16 protein-coding genes are annotated in these 17,443 nt (G+C 41.3%); 13 read left to right on the top strand and 3 right to left on the bottom strand.

Annotation, left to right across the window (positions count from 1 at the left end):
* Nucleotides 1–3 precede the first annotated feature (3 nt).
* Genes BUB05_RS06965 through BUB05_RS06990 form a run of 6 tightly spaced genes read left to right on the top strand, consistent with a single transcriptional unit; the run spans nucleotide 4 to nucleotide 7,424 of the window.
* On the top strand, nucleotides 4–1,008 hold the full coding sequence (locus BUB05_RS06965) for an ABC transporter ATP-binding protein (protein WP_073048872.1): 1,005 nt from the start codon (nucleotides 4–6) through the stop codon (nucleotides 1,006–1,008).
* 14 nt (nucleotides 1,009–1,022) lie between these two features.
* On the top strand, nucleotides 1,023–1,778 hold the full coding sequence (locus BUB05_RS06970; protein ID WP_073048873.1) for a creatininase family protein: 756 nt from the start codon (nucleotides 1,023–1,025) through the stop codon (nucleotides 1,776–1,778).
* 37 nt (nucleotides 1,779–1,815) lie between these two features.
* Nucleotides 1,816–3,453 carry a gamma-glutamyltransferase gene (gene ggt / locus BUB05_RS06975; protein ID WP_073048874.1) on the top strand — a complete coding sequence of 546 codons (1,638 nt, stop codon included), beginning with the start codon at nucleotides 1,816–1,818 and terminating at the stop codon, nucleotides 3,451–3,453.
* Between the two features lie 20 nt (nucleotides 3,454–3,473).
* Entirely contained in the window at nucleotides 3,474–5,078 is a 1,605-nt protein-coding gene (ggt, locus tag BUB05_RS06980) for a gamma-glutamyltransferase (protein ID WP_175548525.1), read from the top strand.
* A gap of 12 nt (nucleotides 5,079–5,090) precedes the next feature.
* The gene (alr, locus tag BUB05_RS06985) at nucleotides 5,091–6,245 is read left to right on the top strand and encodes an alanine racemase (protein WP_245819777.1); all 1,155 of its coding nucleotides are present in this window, start codon (nucleotides 5,091–5,093) and stop codon (nucleotides 6,243–6,245) included.
* Nucleotides 6,246–6,248: 3 nt separating this feature from the next.
* Nucleotides 6,249–7,424: a M20 metallopeptidase family protein gene (locus BUB05_RS06990; protein WP_073048877.1), complete on the top strand. Its 1,176-nt coding sequence runs from the start codon at nucleotides 6,249–6,251 to the stop codon at nucleotides 7,422–7,424.
* A 226-nt stretch (nucleotides 7,425–7,650) separates the two neighbouring features.
* On the opposite strand, the gene BUB05_RS06995 is transcribed toward BUB05_RS06990, so the two are convergent.
* From BUB05_RS06995 to BUB05_RS07005, 3 genes are all read right to left on the bottom strand, one after another.
* Complete coding sequence (locus BUB05_RS06995) at nucleotides 7,651–9,384, bottom strand: ABC transporter ATP-binding protein (protein ID WP_245819779.1); 1,734 nt, start codon at nucleotides 9,382–9,384, stop codon at nucleotides 7,651–7,653.
* Nucleotides 9,385–9,498: 114 nt separating this feature from the next.
* Nucleotides 9,499–10,266, bottom strand: a complete 768-nt coding sequence (locus BUB05_RS07000) for a type III pantothenate kinase (RefSeq protein WP_073048878.1) — start codon at nucleotides 10,264–10,266, stop codon at nucleotides 9,499–9,501.
* 13 nt (nucleotides 10,267–10,279) lie between these two features.
* On the bottom strand, nucleotides 10,280–10,861 hold the full coding sequence (locus BUB05_RS07005; RefSeq protein ID WP_073048879.1) for an ECF transporter S component: 582 nt from the start codon (nucleotides 10,859–10,861) through the stop codon (nucleotides 10,280–10,282).
* 265 nt (nucleotides 10,862–11,126) lie between these two features.
* Between BUB05_RS07005 and BUB05_RS07010 the strand changes: the two genes are divergently transcribed.
* The 7 genes from BUB05_RS07010 to BUB05_RS07040 all read left to right on the top strand — a co-directional run bounded on the left by BUB05_RS07010 (nucleotide 11,127) and on the right by BUB05_RS07040 (nucleotide 17,369).
* Nucleotides 11,127–12,767 carry a hypothetical protein gene (locus BUB05_RS07010; protein WP_073048880.1) on the top strand — a complete coding sequence of 547 codons (1,641 nt, stop codon included), beginning with the start codon at nucleotides 11,127–11,129 and terminating at the stop codon, nucleotides 12,765–12,767.
* Between the two features lie 215 nt (nucleotides 12,768–12,982).
* Entirely contained in the window at nucleotides 12,983–13,210 is a 228-nt protein-coding gene (locus BUB05_RS07015) for a putative Se/S carrier protein (RefSeq protein ID WP_073048881.1), read from the top strand.
* A 105-nt stretch (nucleotides 13,211–13,315) separates the two neighbouring features.
* Nucleotides 13,316–14,335, top strand: a complete 1,020-nt coding sequence (locus BUB05_RS07020) for a branched-chain amino acid aminotransferase (RefSeq protein ID WP_073048882.1) — start codon at nucleotides 13,316–13,318, stop codon at nucleotides 14,333–14,335.
* 96 nt (nucleotides 14,336–14,431) lie between these two features.
* Nucleotides 14,432–15,199 carry a sulfite exporter TauE/SafE family protein gene (locus BUB05_RS07025; protein ID WP_073048883.1) on the top strand — a complete coding sequence of 256 codons (768 nt, stop codon included), beginning with the start codon at nucleotides 14,432–14,434 and terminating at the stop codon, nucleotides 15,197–15,199.
* Nucleotides 15,200–15,446: 247 nt separating this feature from the next.
* Nucleotides 15,447–15,746: an ArsR/SmtB family transcription factor gene (locus BUB05_RS07030; RefSeq protein WP_073048884.1), complete on the top strand. Its 300-nt coding sequence runs from the start codon at nucleotides 15,447–15,449 to the stop codon at nucleotides 15,744–15,746.
* A gap of 9 nt (nucleotides 15,747–15,755) precedes the next feature.
* Nucleotides 15,756–16,724 carry a permease gene (locus BUB05_RS07035; RefSeq protein ID WP_073048885.1) on the top strand — a complete coding sequence of 323 codons (969 nt, stop codon included), beginning with the start codon at nucleotides 15,756–15,758 and terminating at the stop codon, nucleotides 16,722–16,724.
* A gap of 402 nt (nucleotides 16,725–17,126) precedes the next feature.
* Nucleotides 17,127–17,369 (top strand): thioredoxin family protein, encoded by a 243-nt coding sequence (locus BUB05_RS07040; protein WP_073048886.1) that lies wholly within the window; start codon nucleotides 17,127–17,129, stop codon nucleotides 17,367–17,369.
* The last annotated feature ends 74 nt before the right edge of the window (nucleotides 17,370–17,443 follow it).

The raw sequence follows: 17,443 nt of genomic DNA on the forward strand, positions 1-17,443 counted from the left end.
TTTATGGATAATAATGTCAGAGTGATAGAAACTAAAAATCTGAGAAAAGAATTCAACGTCAAGGTCAAAAGGGATGACAGCAAGGTTAAGGAAGTTGCAACTCTTAAGGCTGTTGACGGGATAAATATATATGTCAATCAAGGAGAGACTCTTGGTGTTGTTGGAGAAAGCGGATGTGGTAAGACTACAACTGCAAAGCTCCTTTTGGGACTCCATACTCCTACTGGAGGAAAAATACTTTTAGGTGATAACGACATTTCACATCTTACAAAGAAGGAAATGAAACATTTCAGAAGAAGGGCACAGATGATTTTTCAGGATCCCTATGAGTCTTTGAATCCAAGATTCAAGATCAAGGATACAATAATGGAGCCGCTGGAAATTCACGGCATAGGCATCAACAAGGAAGAACGATACCAGATGGCAAAGAAGATTTTGGAAGAATCGGGACTTAAGCCTGCAGACCAGTTCATGGAAAGATTTCCTCATGAAATGAGTGGTGGACAAAGACAGAGGGTTGCCATAGCAAGAGCTCTTGTATTGAGCCCCGACTTCATAATTGCAGACGAACCTGTATCAATGCTTGACGTTTCAATAAGGGCGGGAATACTTAAGCTTTTGAGAAACATGATAACAACAAGAAACCTTGCGGGAATAATAATATCACACGATATTTCACTTATAAGGTATATAAGTGACAGGACTGCAGTAATGTATCTTGGAAAGGTTGTTGAGCAGGGAAATACTGAGGAGATAATCGAAAAAAGATATCATCCATATACTGAAGCGCTTCTGGAAGCGGCTCCTAATCCGGATCCAGAACTAAAATTCAGTTTGAAGAAAATAACCGGAGAAGCACCTAACCCGGTTGATTTACCTACCGGATGTAGATTCCATCCGAGATGTCCAAAATGCATGGACATATGCAAGAGAATGGAGCCTAGAGAAGTGGATATGGGGAATGGACATAGGGTGCTTTGTCACCTTTACAGTGAAGACGGTGAATAAAAGGAGGCGGTGAAATGAGTAAGGCTTTACTTCTGGAACATATGACATGGCCGGAACTGGATGAGATAAAGGACAAGATTGAGCTTGTAATAGTACCTCTTGGCTCAACAGAGCAGCATGGTCCCAATACCACCTTCGCTACGGATACGTTGAGGGCGAGGGCGGTTGCTGAAATTGTAGGTGAAAGATATGGAGAAAGGGTTCTTATAGGTCCTACACTTCCGATTGGACTTTCATATCATCATATGATGTTTCCTGGAACAATTACATACTCCCTTGAAACATATATTAAGATGATTAGGGATATATGCTATAGTCTCAACAGACACGGTTTCAAGAAGGTGCTTTTCGTGTCGGGACATGGTGGAAACAAGAGACCTGTACAGGAATATGCTACTGAGGCAAAGAGGGAATTCGATATGGATATCTTCATTATAGGAACTGGAGGAAGTCTTGTAAGGGAACTCAGCAAAGCTCATGGGTTTACGGAATTCAAGGGACATGCCTGCGAGGTTGAAACTTCGCAGATGATGCTTCTGGCACCTGATGATGTTAGATATGACAAGCTTGAAGAAGCCAAGTGGAGACCTGAGTCCAAATACAGGGAAAAGGGTCATGCATACGACGGAGGAATCTTCTGGGACTACAGAGAAGTTACTGAAAACGGATGTCTGGGAGATGCGAGGCTTGCCAATCTTGAATTTGGAAAGGAAATGAATGAGATGGTCATTAGCAAGATTTGTGAATTCATAGACCATATAATAATATAACCGCAGAAATTATCATACAGTGATAAGAGGTGGAAAGATGGGAAAAACAGATACCTTTAAACTTAAGGATGAAAATGGAAAACCAATATATGACAACAGGGGAGATTCGGGAGCAAACGGTATGGTTGCAGCTGCAAAATTCGAAGCTACCCAAATAGGAATAGACATTATAAAGAAAGGTGGAAATGCAGTCGATGCGGCAGTCGCTGTAGGATTTGCCCTGGGAGTATGTGAACCAAATGCTTCGGGAATAGGCGGCGGCGGATTCATGAATATAAGAATGGGAAAGAGCGGCGAGATTGTTTTCCTTGACTTCAGGGAAGTTGCACCGAAAGAAGCAAGACCCTCCATGTGGAAAATCAATGAGGAGGGCAAGGTTGCAAACAACGAGAAGTCGGAAGGCGGCAAGGCTGTAGGAGTTCCGGGGGAAGTTGCAGGACTTGTATATGCCTGTGAAAACTACGGAACAATGTCCCTTGAAGAACTTGTTAAGCCAGCAATCAAGCTGGCCGAAGAGGGTGTGGATGTAAGCGACGCCCTTGATGACGATATCAAGACATGCAGCATAAAGCTTGAGAAATTTGAAGAAGAAGGCAATGCCTTCACAAAATATGATTACAACAAAAAGCATCTGAAGAATCCTGCTCTTGCAAATACTCTTAGAAAGATTGCAGAGGAAGGACAAGATGGCTTCTACAAGGGTGAAATAGCTGAGAAGCTTGTGAACTCCGTCGTGAAACACGGAGGAAAAATGAAACTATCAGATTTGGAAAACTACAGGGTAAACAAGATAGAACCTGTAGTCGGCACATACAGGGGATATACGGTGATTTCATCACCTCTTCCAAGCTCGGGAGGAACTCATGTGCTGCAGATACTGAACATACTTGAAAATTTCGACATGTCTTCATTTGAGGTGAATTCAGTCGAGTACATACATTTGATGTCAGAGGTATTCAAGATGTGTTTTGCCGACAGGGCGAAATACATGGGTGATCCAACCTTCGTAAAGGTGCCTGTAACGGGACTGACATCCAAGGAATATGCAAAGAAGCTTGCCGACAAGATTGAACTCATGTCAAAGAGCTATGAATATGATCATCCTTTCGACTATGAACCCAAGGATACCACCCACTACTCCATAGCCGACAAGGAAGGAAATATGGTATCCGTCACTAAATCCATAAGCGCATTCTTTGGTTCGGGAGTGATCCCTGAGGACACAGGCATCATGCTCAATTGCCAGATGAGATGTTTTTCCCATATTGAAGGGAATGCAAACACTGTAGGACCCAACAAAAAGCCTTTGAGTTCCATGAGCCCTACAATCATACTGAAGGACAACAAGCCCTTTGCAGTAGTTGGCTCTCCCGGGGGAAACAGGATAATAACGGCTGTTGCACAGGTTATATCAAAACTAATAGACCATGACATGAGCATTAAGGATGCCATTAACTCACCGAGGATTACAGATGAATCCAATGAGATAGTGATGTATGAAGGAAGAATTTCCAAAGAGGTAATCGAAGCCCTTGAAATAAGAGGACACAAGACACAGAAGTTCGGAGACTATGACAGGAAGTTCGGCGGTGTCCAGGGAATAAGATATATGGAAGACGGCATTATGGAAGGTGCAGGAGATCCGAGAAGAGACGGAGTTGCCATAGGATATTAATGATGATACGGGTGAATAATATGAGCATGGAAATGAAAAGAAGAAGTACGGGAAAAAAAGCAATGGTGTCAAGCGGCAAGGAACAGGCTACTGCCATTGGAATAGGCATCCTTGAGAAGGGTGGAAATGCAATAGATGCAGCCGTGGCAGTGGGATTTGCCATTGGCGTTGCAGAACCTGCAACATCAGGACTTGGCGGCGGCGGATTTATGACTATCAAGTCGGCTGATTTAGACGATGCGGTATTTTTGGATTTCAGGGAATTCGCACCTGAAAATGCCACTCCCGACATGTGGAACCTTGATGAAAAAGGCAAGGTTGTTAACAAGGAAAATGCCATAGGAGCAAAATCCGTAAGCGTTCCGGGAGAACTTGCAGGAATGGTCTATGCCCTTGAAAAGTATGGAACTATGACCCTTGAAGAGGTTCTGGAGCCTTCCATAAAACTTGCGGAGGAAGGAGTCCTTGTAACCGACATGACTGTGGGCATGCTTGAAACATATTCAAAGTATCTGAAAGACTGTCCTGAAGCAAAAAAGATTTATCTCAATGGCGACAAGGGTTTTAAGGCTGGAGATGTGTTGAAAAATCAGGACCTTGCCAATACCATGAAGAAGATATCAAAAGAAGGCATGGACATCTTCTACAAGGGAGAAATCGCCGAAGCGATTGTGGATACTGTGGAAAAGAACGGTGGAGTGTTGACAAGAAAAGACATGAATGACTATTATGTGGAGCTTAAGGAACCTGTTGTTGGAACATACAGGGGATATACCATAATATCATCTCCACCACCAAGTTCAGGAGGAACTCATATTATTGAAACACTTAACATATTGGAAAATTTCGATATTGGAAGCTATGAGGTGAATTCTTCGCAATATCTCCACCTCATGTCAGAGGCCTTCAAGCTGTCATATGAAGACAGGGCCAAGTATATGGCTGATACAAACTTTGTTGATGTACCTCTGAAGGGACTGAGATCAAAGGAATATGCCAGGAAGCTTGCAGAAAAGATAGATCTGGACCAGGCTAGGAATTCATCAAGCTACGACCCCTGGACATACGAACATGACGAGACCACCCACTATTCCATAGGTGATGACGAAGGAAACCTTGTTTCCGTGACAAAGACAGTGAACCATTTCTTCGGAGCCTGTATGGTGGCAGAAGGGACAGGAATACTTCTAAATGATACAATGGCTGATTTCGCAACGAGAAAATATGATGTGAATTCCGTCGACAGGAGAAAGAAACCCCTTAGCACAATGTCTCCAACCATGATTTTCAAGGACGGCAAACCATTTGCTGTGTTGGGATCACCGGGTGGTGCCAGAATAATAAATGCCGTGGTACAAGTTATATCCAAGCTCATAGACCACAATATGGATATACAGGATGCCATTGCTTCTCCTAGGATGCACCAGAATACTTCCGACATCCTCTACTATGAAGACAGGATGGATGCAGGTGAAATTGAAAAGCTTGGAAATATGGGACATGAGCTTTTCAAGAGGCTGCCCTACGACAAGAAGATGGGCGGAGTCCATGGAATTAAATATGAAGATGGAGAAATAGTAGGAGGTGCCGATCCAAGAAGGGACGGAACTTCCCAGGGAATATAGCTGGAGGTTGGAATGGAGTTGTTGAGAGATACTTATGTCGTGATAAATCTTGACAGGATGAAGGAAAATATGAAACTCATAAGAGACTATGTAGGAAAGGATGTAGCCATTGCAGCCGTTGTGAAAGGCAACGGATACGGTCATGGAGCCCTGGACATAGCGGAGACTATAATGGAAAACGGAGGAGACTATCTTGCCGTTGCGACACTTACAGAAGCATTGGAGCTGAGAAAGCGGTTCAAGGAGTATGGAATATTCATAATGGGATACACCCCCGATGAATATCTTCGCCATTCTGTGGATAATGACTTCATACAGTGTATTTTTTCTAAGAGACAGGCTGAAATTCTTGCGGAACTTGGAAGTGAAAGCAATAAGAGACCTATTGTACACATAAAATACGATACTGGATTCAACAGGCTGGGATACAGGGACTGTCAGGAAAGCATTGATGAAATAATTGAAATAACAAAAATGGAAAATCTGGATGTACAGGGTATTTTCTCACATTTTGCTTTGGCAGGGGATCCTGCCAACAGGAAGCAGTTCAATGATTTCATGAATGCAGTGGAAAAGATTGAAGAGACAGGGTTCAAGTTCAGGTACAAGCATATCTGTGACAGTATTTCTGCAATTGACTACCCTGAATTCAATTTGGACATGATAAGGCCTGGTGCAATCATATACGGGCTCAAGTCTTTCAGGAAAAATGACATAGACATAAAGCAGGTGCTGACCTTCAAGACCAAGGTATACCATGTAAAGGAAATAAAGAAGGGTGAAGGAGTATCCTATAACTTCAAATGGAAGGCTGAAAGGGACAGTGTCATAGCTACACTGCCTGTGGGATATTCAGATGGCTATCCAAGAAACATGACAGAGGAAGGTATGGTCACCTTGCGGGGAGAAAGAGCCCCAATTGTTGGCGTTGCCTGCATGGACCAGTGTATGATAGATGTAACAGACATACCGGGAATTCAGGTAGGGGATGAAGTAGTACTATATGGTGACGGCAGCAACAACACCCTGTCCATAGAAGAGGCTTCCAAGCTTGGGAAGACAAACAAGAACGAACTCATAGCAAGAATAACAAGAAGGACACCCAGGGTATATATAAAGGACGACAGGGTTTACAAGATATTGAATTATCTTACTGAGGAGATATAGATTATGGATATTAGAAAAACAGTGGACGAAATGTTTCACCAGCTGGTTGAAATTAGAAGGGATTTCCATAAGTATCCCGAGCTTAGCGGCAAGGAATTCAGGACAGGTGACAAGATATGCGAATACCTTGACAGCTGGGGAATAGAATATGAAAGAGGCATTGCAAAGACGGGCATAGTAGGAATCATAAGAGGAAAGAAGGGTCAGGGCAAGACCATAGGTGTAAGGGCCGACATAGACGCATTGCCCATTGATGAAGTGGCCGATTACGACTACTGTTCGGTCAATGAGGGCGTAATGCATGCCTGCGGCCATGATGTACATACTACAGTCCTCCTGGGCATGGGAAAGATACTCAAGGACATGGATGATGAGATTGAAGGAAATGTGAAGCTTTTCTTCCAGCCTGCAGAAGAGGCCATAGGCGGAGCCGAAAGGATGATCATGGAAGGTTGTCTTGAGAACCCCAAGGTGGACCATGCCATTGGTCTCCATGTAATGCCTAATGTTCCTGTTGGAATGGTGGAGCTTAAATACGGCAAAATGAATGCAAATTCCGGAAGTGTTAATATAACAATCAACGGAAAGTCCGGGCATGCTGCATATCCTGAGAAGTCAATTGATGCAATAGTGATTGCAGGACAGGTTATCACAAGCCTCCAGACTCTTGTCAGTAGAAACACATCTCCGTTGACATCAGTGGTTCTTACTTTCGGTAAGATTTCAGGAGGAACAAAGTCCAATATAATAACTGATAAGGTTGTGCTTAATGGAACCCTTAGAGCCCTTGATACAAAATCAAGGGAAGACGCCAAGAAAAGGATAAAGGCCATAGCGGAAGGTGTTGCGGCAGGAATGGGAGGCAGTGCTGATGTTGTATTTAATGATGGTTATATAGCATTGATTAATGACGATGAAGTATTGGTCAAGATTGATGAAACTGCAAAGAGACTCCTTGGCGAGGAAAAGATAATGTACAAGGAGTTTCCAAGTATGGGAGGAGAAGATTTCTCTTACTTTACAGATGCAATTCCATCGGCATTCTACCATCTGGGTGGAGGGAATGTTGATAAGGGAATTGTGGAGCCTCTTCACAACAAGAATTTCAGAGTTGACGAGGAATGTTTGAGGATAGGAGTGTTGATGCAGGTTGAATCTGTGTTGGAGCTTTTGAAGTAAGTTTATATGTCTGCAGGGTTTTGTAATTATCTCCATACTATAAATTCAACTATACAATCAATAAGCAACAATTAACATGTTTCAGTCTCCCCCTTAGGAACCCTGCAGATTTATATATAGCAATATTATAGGCACCTTTCCCTGAAAGGTGCCTGGTTGGAAAAACAAAACATCAGCTGACACATTGAAATATTAGCTGATGTTTTGTTTTTCATGCAGTGAAACCCTATATGAATCCCTTGAACTGGGATTTATATAGGTCTGCATAAATGCCGCCTGATTTCAGAAGCAGGTCGTGGGTTCCCTGTTCCTGGATTCCGCTGTCGTTGATCACTATGATCTCGTCGGCGTTTTTTATTGTTGACAGCCTGTGTGCTATTACAAGTACCGTTCTACCTTTTGACAGCCTTTCGAGGGATTCCTGGATTACAATTTCGGTTGCATTGTCAAGGGCAGAAGTTGCCTCGTCAAGGATGAGGATTGGTGGATTCTTGAGAAACACCCTTGCAATTGAAAGTCTTTGCTTCTGGCCTCCTGACAGCTTAACGCCTCTTTCTCCTATAAAGGTGTCGTATCCTTCGGGAAGGGAGGTAATGAATTCGTGAATGCTGGCGTTCTTTGCAGCCTCTATCATTTCATCGTCTGTAGCGTCAAGGTTTCCATAGATTATGTTTTCTCTTATTGTTCCGGTGAAAAGGAACACATTCTGTTGCACAAGTCCTATTTGGTTTCTCAATGATTTTATTGAAAAACCCTTTATGTTTTCACCGTCGATTTTTATTTCACCGCCTGTGACATCATAAAATCTCGGTATGAGATGGCAAAGAGTGGTCTTTCCCCCTCCCGAGGGACCGACAAGGGCAACTGTCTTCCCTGCATCTATTTTGATGTTGACATCCTTCAGCACCTTGTTTTCCTCGTTGTCCTCATAGGAAAATGATACGTTTTCAATTGATATGTCTCCCTTGACGTCGGACAGTATTTTTGGATTTTCTATGTTCTTAATTTTTGGCTCTATTTTCATGATTTCAGAGAACCTTTCGAATCCCGACATTCCGTTCTGGTATTGTTCGGCGAAGTTTGTGAGCTTTTTGAGAGGTTCCAGGAAGAAACTGATATAGAGTATGAAAGCCAGCAGGTCTCCGTAGCTTATCCTGTCGAGGAAAACAAAGTATCCTCCGAAAGCTATGGTAACAAGTGTCAACAGGTTCATGAACAGATAGATGGTTGAATAGAATTCCGCCATTGTCTTGAAGGCGTCCGTACGTGATAGTCTGAAGGTCATGTTTCCGTGCTGGAATTTCTCCTCTTCGAATTCCTCGTTTGCAAAGGCTTTGGAAACCCTGATGCCTGAAAGGCTGTTTTCTATCTGTGAATTGACAACTGCAATCTTTTCCTTTACAGTTCTGAATTTCGTCCTCATCCTCAAGCTCTTCCATACGGCAAATATGAAGATGAAGGGAACGAAGAAGAATATTATGAGAGTAAGCCTCCACTCTATGTTCATAAGTATGATGAATGATCCGAATATCATTATCATGGAGATGAAAAGGTCCTCGGGACCGTGATGTGCAAGCTCGGTTATGAGGTTAAGGTCGTTGACAAGTCTTGACATGAGCTTTCCCGTCCTGCTGCTGTCGAAGAAACTCATGTCCATGGTGTGAAGATGACCAAAGAGATCTCTTCTCATGTCGTATTCCATTCGGACTCCTACAACATGGCCCCAGTAGAAGACAACGTAGTTGAAAAGTGCTCTGACCACATATAGAACAAGCATTGCAACAGCAGTTACGGCAAGGGCATGAAGATTTTTGTCCGGTATGTATATGTTGAGGATGTTTCTTGAAAGTATGGGGAATACAAGATCCAGACCTGCAATTCCAAGGGCGCAGAACATGTCGAGCATGAACAGCTTCATATGCGGTTTGTAGTATGATGAAAACTTTCTTATCAGATTCATAAGACCTCCTTGATACTAAATATTATCTAAATATAAAAGAGAGCATCAGCTCTCTTTCGGTATGTCTGTGTTTTTGATGCAGATTATTGCTGCCTAGCCGTTTTGTTCAGGCATCTAGATGTTTTTTTCGTAGATGTACTTGAGTCCTTTTATTGTAAGCATCATGTCGTATTCATCTATTACGTCGGTTTCGGGGAATATTATGCTTCCAAGACCTCCCGTTGCCACAACCTTCATGTTTGGATTGTTCAGTTCTTCCTTGATCTTGTTAACTATGTATTCCACCTGGCCAATATATCCGTATACCAGTCCTGCCTGCATGCTGGTGATTGTATTTCTCGCAAGTATTGACTTTGGCTTTTTTATTGCTATGTTTGGCAACTGTGCCGCCCTGCTCCACAAGGCATCTGCACTTATTTGTATTCCAGGGGAGGTAACGGCTGCGATAAATTCACACTTGTCGCTTACTACGTCATAAGTTGTAGCTGTTCCAAAGTCTATTACAATAACAGGTCCGCCATACTGTTCGAAGGCTGCGACGGCGTCAACTATACGGTCAGCACCGACCTCCTTGGGATTTTCAGCCTTTATTGCAAGTCCTGTCTTCGTTCCGGGGCCGACAACTATTGGAGCTATGCCGAAGTATTTTTCCAGTGCCCTGTTGAATGAATGCATGATGTTTGGAACGACTGAAGCCACTATGATGTTTACCAGCTCCCTTGTGTCCACTCCGTTCAATTCGAGAATGCTCTTCACAACCATTCCAAATTCATCTGAAGTCCTCGGTGTCTTGGTTGTTATCCTCCATGGTCCGTGGAGGGTATCCTTCTCCCATACTCCAAGTGTAATGTTTGTATTTCCTATATCTACTGCTAAAAACATAATCGCTCCTTATTTATCTGTTTATTTTTTTGTAGGCAAGTACTACGGGAAGTGTCAGTATTGCTGCAATTAGTGCTTCAGTAACAGCGCTGGTGGTTATAATTGAAATCAGCAATGTCTTGAATGGAACTCCTACAAGTTCAACTATATCCTTTACAAACACAAGGTAAAGTGCTGTCATTACCAGTGCTGTATTTGTTATTGCTCCTGATGCTCCCGCCAGCAGTATTGAAATTCTTTCCCCATTTACAGATTTTCCAAGTGCTGCATTCAGGAGACGGTATACAATATATGGAACAACTCCCACGAATATTCTCGGCAGTACTGAAACAAGAGGATTGATGAAGAACACATCAAAGGGTGAAAGTGGTGCCAGTACAGACCTTAGAAGTGTTGTTAATCCTGCACAGAATCCCATCAGTGCTCCTGCCTTGGGTCCCATGACTATGCTTGTAACTATGGTAGGTATGAACATGAACCATGCCATTGATGCTGAAGCAGTGGGTATTGCCGTGATTGCCACGAATGCGATTGTCAAAGCCAGCATAACTCCTAAAAAAGTGAGTTTGCGCGTGTTTCCGAGTATTTCTTTCATATTATGATTCCTCCATGTTCTCGTTCTCATATTAGATACAAGACAAATTAATTACATTATAGCACAAGAAAGAATTATTACAAGATATATACAGAATGATTAAAGAATTTTAATTTTTTGACTCTCCATATGATGATATAATTTAGATATGGAGTTATGTTGAACGCATAATGCCAATGGTTCAAGGGATTATGCATTTTAACTTCTTAAGCTGCAAGAAAGGAGGGTATACTGAATAGTTGGATTTTCAGTATGCGATGTAAATATGAAAAATCGAAAGCTGCCTTATTTTACAATTATGGCTATCCTTTTGACAGTGATGCTGTTTGTTGGCTACAATGCCATCGTTCATATAAATATACAGAAAATGAGCTACAGCGAAAATTGGGGAGGCCACACATCCATAGGTCAGTCAGGCATGAATGTAGAACCTGTTGCAGGCAGATATGGACAAAATGCACTTGTTTTGACTTTTGATAATGGAGGAGGAATACTGTACAGTGAACTGGATTCCAGAGGAAACATAATCAGTGAAGGAAGAGAGGACACGGACTTTTTCAACAGGAATACAAGCGAAAACATATTTGTGGGTGATGGAAAAATTCTTTTCATAAGAGACAGTAATCTCTACATGTCCGAATTTAAGGGAGAAGAGGGTTTTGGAGACGAGGAACTTATACTTGAAAACTGCAGTCACCTGTCCATAGTGGATGGCATGAACCTTACGGTATTTAACGATGAATGGATAACCAGTCTTAAGATTGAAGACGGAACGATATCCATTGGAAGGAAGGTTGAAAACAAATGGAATCTGGAAACTGCCTATATAATTGAGGAAGGGAATCTGAGCTTTCTTTATCTGCTGCACACTCCGAACACAAGTTCCGTGGAAGTCCTTTTCGGTTCATGTGATGATACTGAAAATTTAAGGACAGCCAAGGTCATTGACAGCACCAAGAACATGTATTACGGATACACTTCAAACGTATTGAAGGACGGAGTATTCTATACCAACACTCCTATAAAGATTGTGGGAGCACAGGGATCAGTAACCTTGTCAAACCTGCTTGTTTCAGTAGATATGGAAAGTGGAAAGATTGGATTTGCAAAAGAATTCCCGGGAAGCCCGTTCCCGGGACTATACAATATCGACTACAATGCAAATATATTAAGCATTGACGGTGAAGTATATTTCTGCGGATCCGGATACAATACGGAAAATGAGTTTACCGGCTACAATGATATCTTTCTCAGCAGGGTAAGGGATGAAGGTTCCCTGGGAGAACCGGAATACATTTCAAACACCTACCGTTTTTCCAGGAATCCTGTTTTGGTTGAATTGGAGAATTCCGAATATGTTGCAGTATGGCTTGATGTCTCAGGACTTGAATATGAACTTCAGTACAATTCAACAGAGGAAGATTACAGAGATATGAGTTCCGCCATAAGCGGTGAAGACTACAAGCGCGCCTTACAAAAAGCATCGGTAGTTCCATTTTATGCATTAAGTTTCATGTTCATAAGAAGCTTTTTCATGCTGATTGTTTTCTTTTCGGTTCTGGGTGTAATATATATGGTGATGCTCAACAGGGGATATAAAAACTGGAACAGGGGATTGAAGGTTCTAGTTGCAGTGTATATTGTCATAAATCTACTGACGTTCAATTTCAACTATATATCAGGATCAAGGATGAGTTATATGCCTGATTACCTTTATGGAGGAATTTTTTCGATAATAGTGCCCTTGGTGATCAATGGACTTTCGATCCTTGCCCTGTACATATTCCACAGGGAAAGACCGGATACGGGAGTGCTGTGGAAGTTGATTCTCCTCATAGTACTGGATTCCTTCTATGCCAATCTTCTGTACTCGCCATTCCTTATACTTGGAAAGCTTATAAACTGACAAGATGCTCAGGTTGTTGTTTGATACAAAGACATAAATGATAATTAAGCTGGAATTAGCCATTTGAATTGTGGATATTCCAGTTTTTTTATATATTTATTGTTGATAAACACATATCCCTGTATTACAATTGTTTCAGAATTCAAATAAAGGTAGCTTTGTGGAATGCGGCAATGATTTTAGTGTTTCCACAGACATTAAGGAAAGGACAAGATATGGACAAGTATTGTGTAATGACTTTCAAGTCGGTCTCATATTCGATCAAGTTTGAGAAGAGAATGAAGGAGAATGGAATGGATGTGAAACTCATTCCGGTACCTAGAAGCATCAGTGCCAGTTGTGGAATGTGCGGCAGGTTCGAATGTTCCCAGAGGGATGAGATTGAAAGAATATGCGGCGAAAACAAGATTCAGTATGAGGGAATATATGAATTCATGAAATGATATCGAAAATAATAAATCAAAGATTGTTTATAATTGAAAAACAACACGGACTGTTGTATAATCATTAATTATAATATTAAATGTTAACCAAAACGGAGGTAATATATGAGCCAAAAGTTAAACTGGGAAGAATTGGGATTCGACTATATCAAGACGGACAAGAGATATATTTCCATATGGAAGGATGGAGCCTGGGACGAAGGAAAGCTTGTTGAAGACAACCATCTTATGGTGAGTGAGTCTGCAACGGGACTTCACTACGGACAGCAATGTTTTGAAGGACTCAAGGCATACAGGACAAAGGATGGAAAGATTCAACTTTTCAGACCCGATGAAAATGCAAAGAGAATGCAGCAGACAAACAAAAAGATAATGATGCCTGAAGTGCCTGTTGAGAAGTTTGTGGATGCATGCATGCAGGTAGTCAAGGCCAATGAGGATTATGTACCTCCGTATGGAACAGGTGCATCGCTTTATATCAGACCATTCATGTTCGGTACAGGACAAACAATCGGTGTTAAGCCTGCATCCGAATATATATTCTGTGTATTCTGCATGCCTGTAGGAGCATACTTCAAGGGTGGGATGACACCTGTAAACTTTATCACTACTAAATTCGACAGAGCGGCACCCATGGGAACTGGAGCTGCAAAGGTTGGAGGAAACTATGCTGCAAGTCTTCAAGCACATCAGGAGGCTGTAGATGCCGGATTTGCAGACTGTATATATCTTGATGCTGCAACGCATACAAAGATAGAAGAGGTAGGAGCAGCAAACTTCTTTGGAATTACCAAGGATGACGTATTTGTTACACCGAAGTCTCTTTCAATACTTCCAAGCATTACAAAATACTCACTTCTATACCTTGCAGAAAACTACATGAATCTCAAGGTCGAGGAAAGGGATGTATTCATAGACAACATAGACGAGTTCAAGGAAGCAGGTGCCTGCGGTACAGCTGCTGTAATAACTCCTATAGGTGCCATAAGCCACGAGGGAGAAAAACATGTATTCTACTCTGAAACTGAAGTCGGTCCTATAACAACTGAACTTTACAATACATTGACAGGTATCCAGCTGGGGGATGTTGAAGCTCCTGAAGGGTGGATATACGTAGTAGAGTAGTCTCAAACGATTTGCTGATTTTGAAGCCTTGATGCAGTGTTGCTGTATTCAAGGCTCTTTTAAAAGACGGTTCTTCGATAAAAACAGGAGAGTGACATGGATAGTTTGATTGTAAAATATATATTTGTATACATTGCAGGAACCGTAGCAGGATTTCTAAACACACTGGGAGGAGGAGGGTCCCTCATCACCCTGCCCCTGTTGATATTCATGGGGCTTCCGTCTGCAACTGCAAACGGGACCAACAGGATAGCGTTGGTGGCACAGAATATTTCGGCTACTGCAAATTTCAGGAGAAAGGGATTCTTTTATCCCAAAATGGCCATATTGCTTGCAGTACCTGCAGTGATAGGTTCCATAATAGGTTCCAATATTGCTGTGAGTCTTGAAGATGATATATTCAACAAGGTCCTTGGCGTAGTGATGATAATGGTAATGACATTAATAATAACCAGGCCCGAGAAGAAGCTTCTGAATATGGAAGAAATCGAGGAACTTACTGGAAAGAGACAAATATATGCAATGATTGCCTTCCTCGTTGTAGGATTGTATGGAGGGTTTATCCAGGCTGGCGTAGGATTCATAATAATAGTTTCACTTACACTCATAACTGGAATGTCTCTGGTCAAGATAAACTCCTTGAAAGTTTTCATTGTAGCCATATACACCATTTCTGCTTTGTCGGTGTTTGTAATTAATGGGAATGTAAACTGGGGACTTGGAATACTGCTTGCCCTTGGAAACAGTACAGGAGCGTTCATAGGAAGCAATTTTGCCGTGCAGAAGGGAGATCGGGTCATCAGGATGGTAATAGTGGCTGCAGTTGTTGTAATGGCCGGGAAACTGTGGGGACTATGGCTATAAGGCAAGGTTATGTTGTATAGCAAATACTGATAAAGGAAATTAAATATTCAAAAGGTATTGACAAAATACTAACAAAGATGTATAAGTATATTAGAACTTTCTAATATACTTATTTTGTTATCCAAGTTAAACACTTGAGTCGGTAGTGAAATAATATTTCTAAATATAATATTATTTCGTAGCATAAGACAACATTGACTAATTGCCGGTATAAGTAAAATAAGTAAATAAATTTATGGAGAAAACAATGGATATAAAAGAATTTGAAGTGAAGTTTTTCAAGGCTCTTGCCCATCCTGTAAGGATAGATATAATAAAGCAGCTTTCGGCCGGACGTCTCTGTGTCTGCGAAATAGTGTCGGAGGAGTATTCCCAGTCGAACATGTCCCAGCATTTAAAGATATTGAGGGATGCTGGCATACTGACCGTGGAGAAGGAAGGCAACAAGATGATGTATGAGATAAAGAACATGGATATTGTGGAAATCATCAAAAAGGTTGATGAAATAATTATTGAAGACTTGAAGAGTCTTCTGGGAAACATCTAGGAGGATATTATGTTTGACTGGCTTTATATTTTAATTAAAAGGCTTGTGGAGGATGTCTTCGGGCTGAGCCTTGAAACTGGAATAGGCGACAGTGTCCACTTTTTCTTCTACGATACAATTAAGATAATAATATTATTGAGTTTCATGATATTTACAATATCATATATAAGAAGCTTCTTCTCTCCCGAGAAGACAAAGGAGTACATTTCAAGGTTCAACGGAATTTCAAAGAACATTATGGCGTCCCTCTTGGGAATAGTTACTCCCTTCTGCTCCTGTTCTTCGGTTCCGCTGTTCATAGGTTTTGTTGAAGGTGGAATACCTCTTGGAGTTACATTTTCTTTTCTCATTACGTCGCCTATAGTCAATGAGGCTGCCTTTGCCATATTGTGGGCATCTTTCGGATGGAAGGTGGCAGTGCTTTACGTAGCTATGGGGGTTGTCCTTGGTGTCGCAGGTGGGATAATTATCGACAAGATGAAACTTGAAAAATATGTAGAGGAATATGTTTATGAAATGCAGATGAACAAGCCTGATGCTGAAGAACTTACTTTCAATGACAGAATCAGTTTTGCAAAATCCAATACCCTTGAAATAGTTGGAAGGGTTTGGAAGTATGTCCTTGCAGGGATAGCGATCGGAGCATTGATACATGGATGGGCGCCGGAGGCTGCCTTGGTAAAGTATGCTGGACCTGGGAATCCGCTTGCTGTATTTGCTGCCACTGTTATAGCGGTACCTCTTTACAGCAATGCCCTTGGAACTATTCCTATAGCTGAAGCTCTTCTTATGAAGGGAGTAGGACTTGGAACGGCAATGGCATTCATGATGGCTACGACGGCTCTTTCATTCCCTGAGATGGTACTTCTGAGGAAAGTCATAAAGCCAAGGCTGATAGCCAATTTTGTTGTCATTACTTCAATAGGAATTGTGATCATAGGATATATGTTCAATGGAATAGCCCATCTGGTGGTGTAGATAGAATGATTGCAACATAAGCAACAACATGTAGATAAAAAAGAAAGTAAAAAATAATAATGAAATTTTATCTCACAATAAATTTCGTTACAATTCATGTGAAACAAAATAATATTAATAATAATGAAGTTTTATCTCACAATAAGTTTCGTAATAATTCATGCAACATTTGAAATACAATTGAAGCATTTATATTTCAAATATTGCATGAATTGACTCAACTAAATTGTGATATAAAACAAATAATAAAAAGAATAGAACTAATAAATTAAGGATGATTTAATTCACAACAAGTTTCGTACTGATTCGTTCAACGAGCCGTATCGCATTGATTCGTTGCGATACATGCGTTTCGCGAATCAACTCAACTAAAGTTGTGACTTAAAACTAGGAGGTAAAAAAATGGAATTGAAAGTTTTAGGAATGGGCTGTGCAAAGTGCAGCAAGGTGGAAAAAAACGTGAAGGAAGCTGTTAAGGATCTAGGTCTTGATGCAACAGTGGAAAAGGTGGAGGATGTGAAGGAAATAATGTCTTTCGGTGTAATGGCGACTCCGGCCCTCGTAATCGACGGAAAGGTAGCCTTTGCAGGGAAGACTGCCACTGCAAAGGAAATAAAGGGAATGCTTGAAATAGCTTCAAAATGATATTTCTGTTCCGGTTTAAGAAAGATGTTATTTATTTAGCATCTTTTTTTTAGTGCAAACATATACTATAATAT

The sequence above is a fragment of the Dethiosulfatibacter aminovorans DSM 17477 genome, from assembly GCF_900142005.1.
Lineage (GTDB): Bacteria > Bacillota > Clostridia > Tissierellales > Dethiosulfatibacteraceae > Dethiosulfatibacter > Dethiosulfatibacter aminovorans.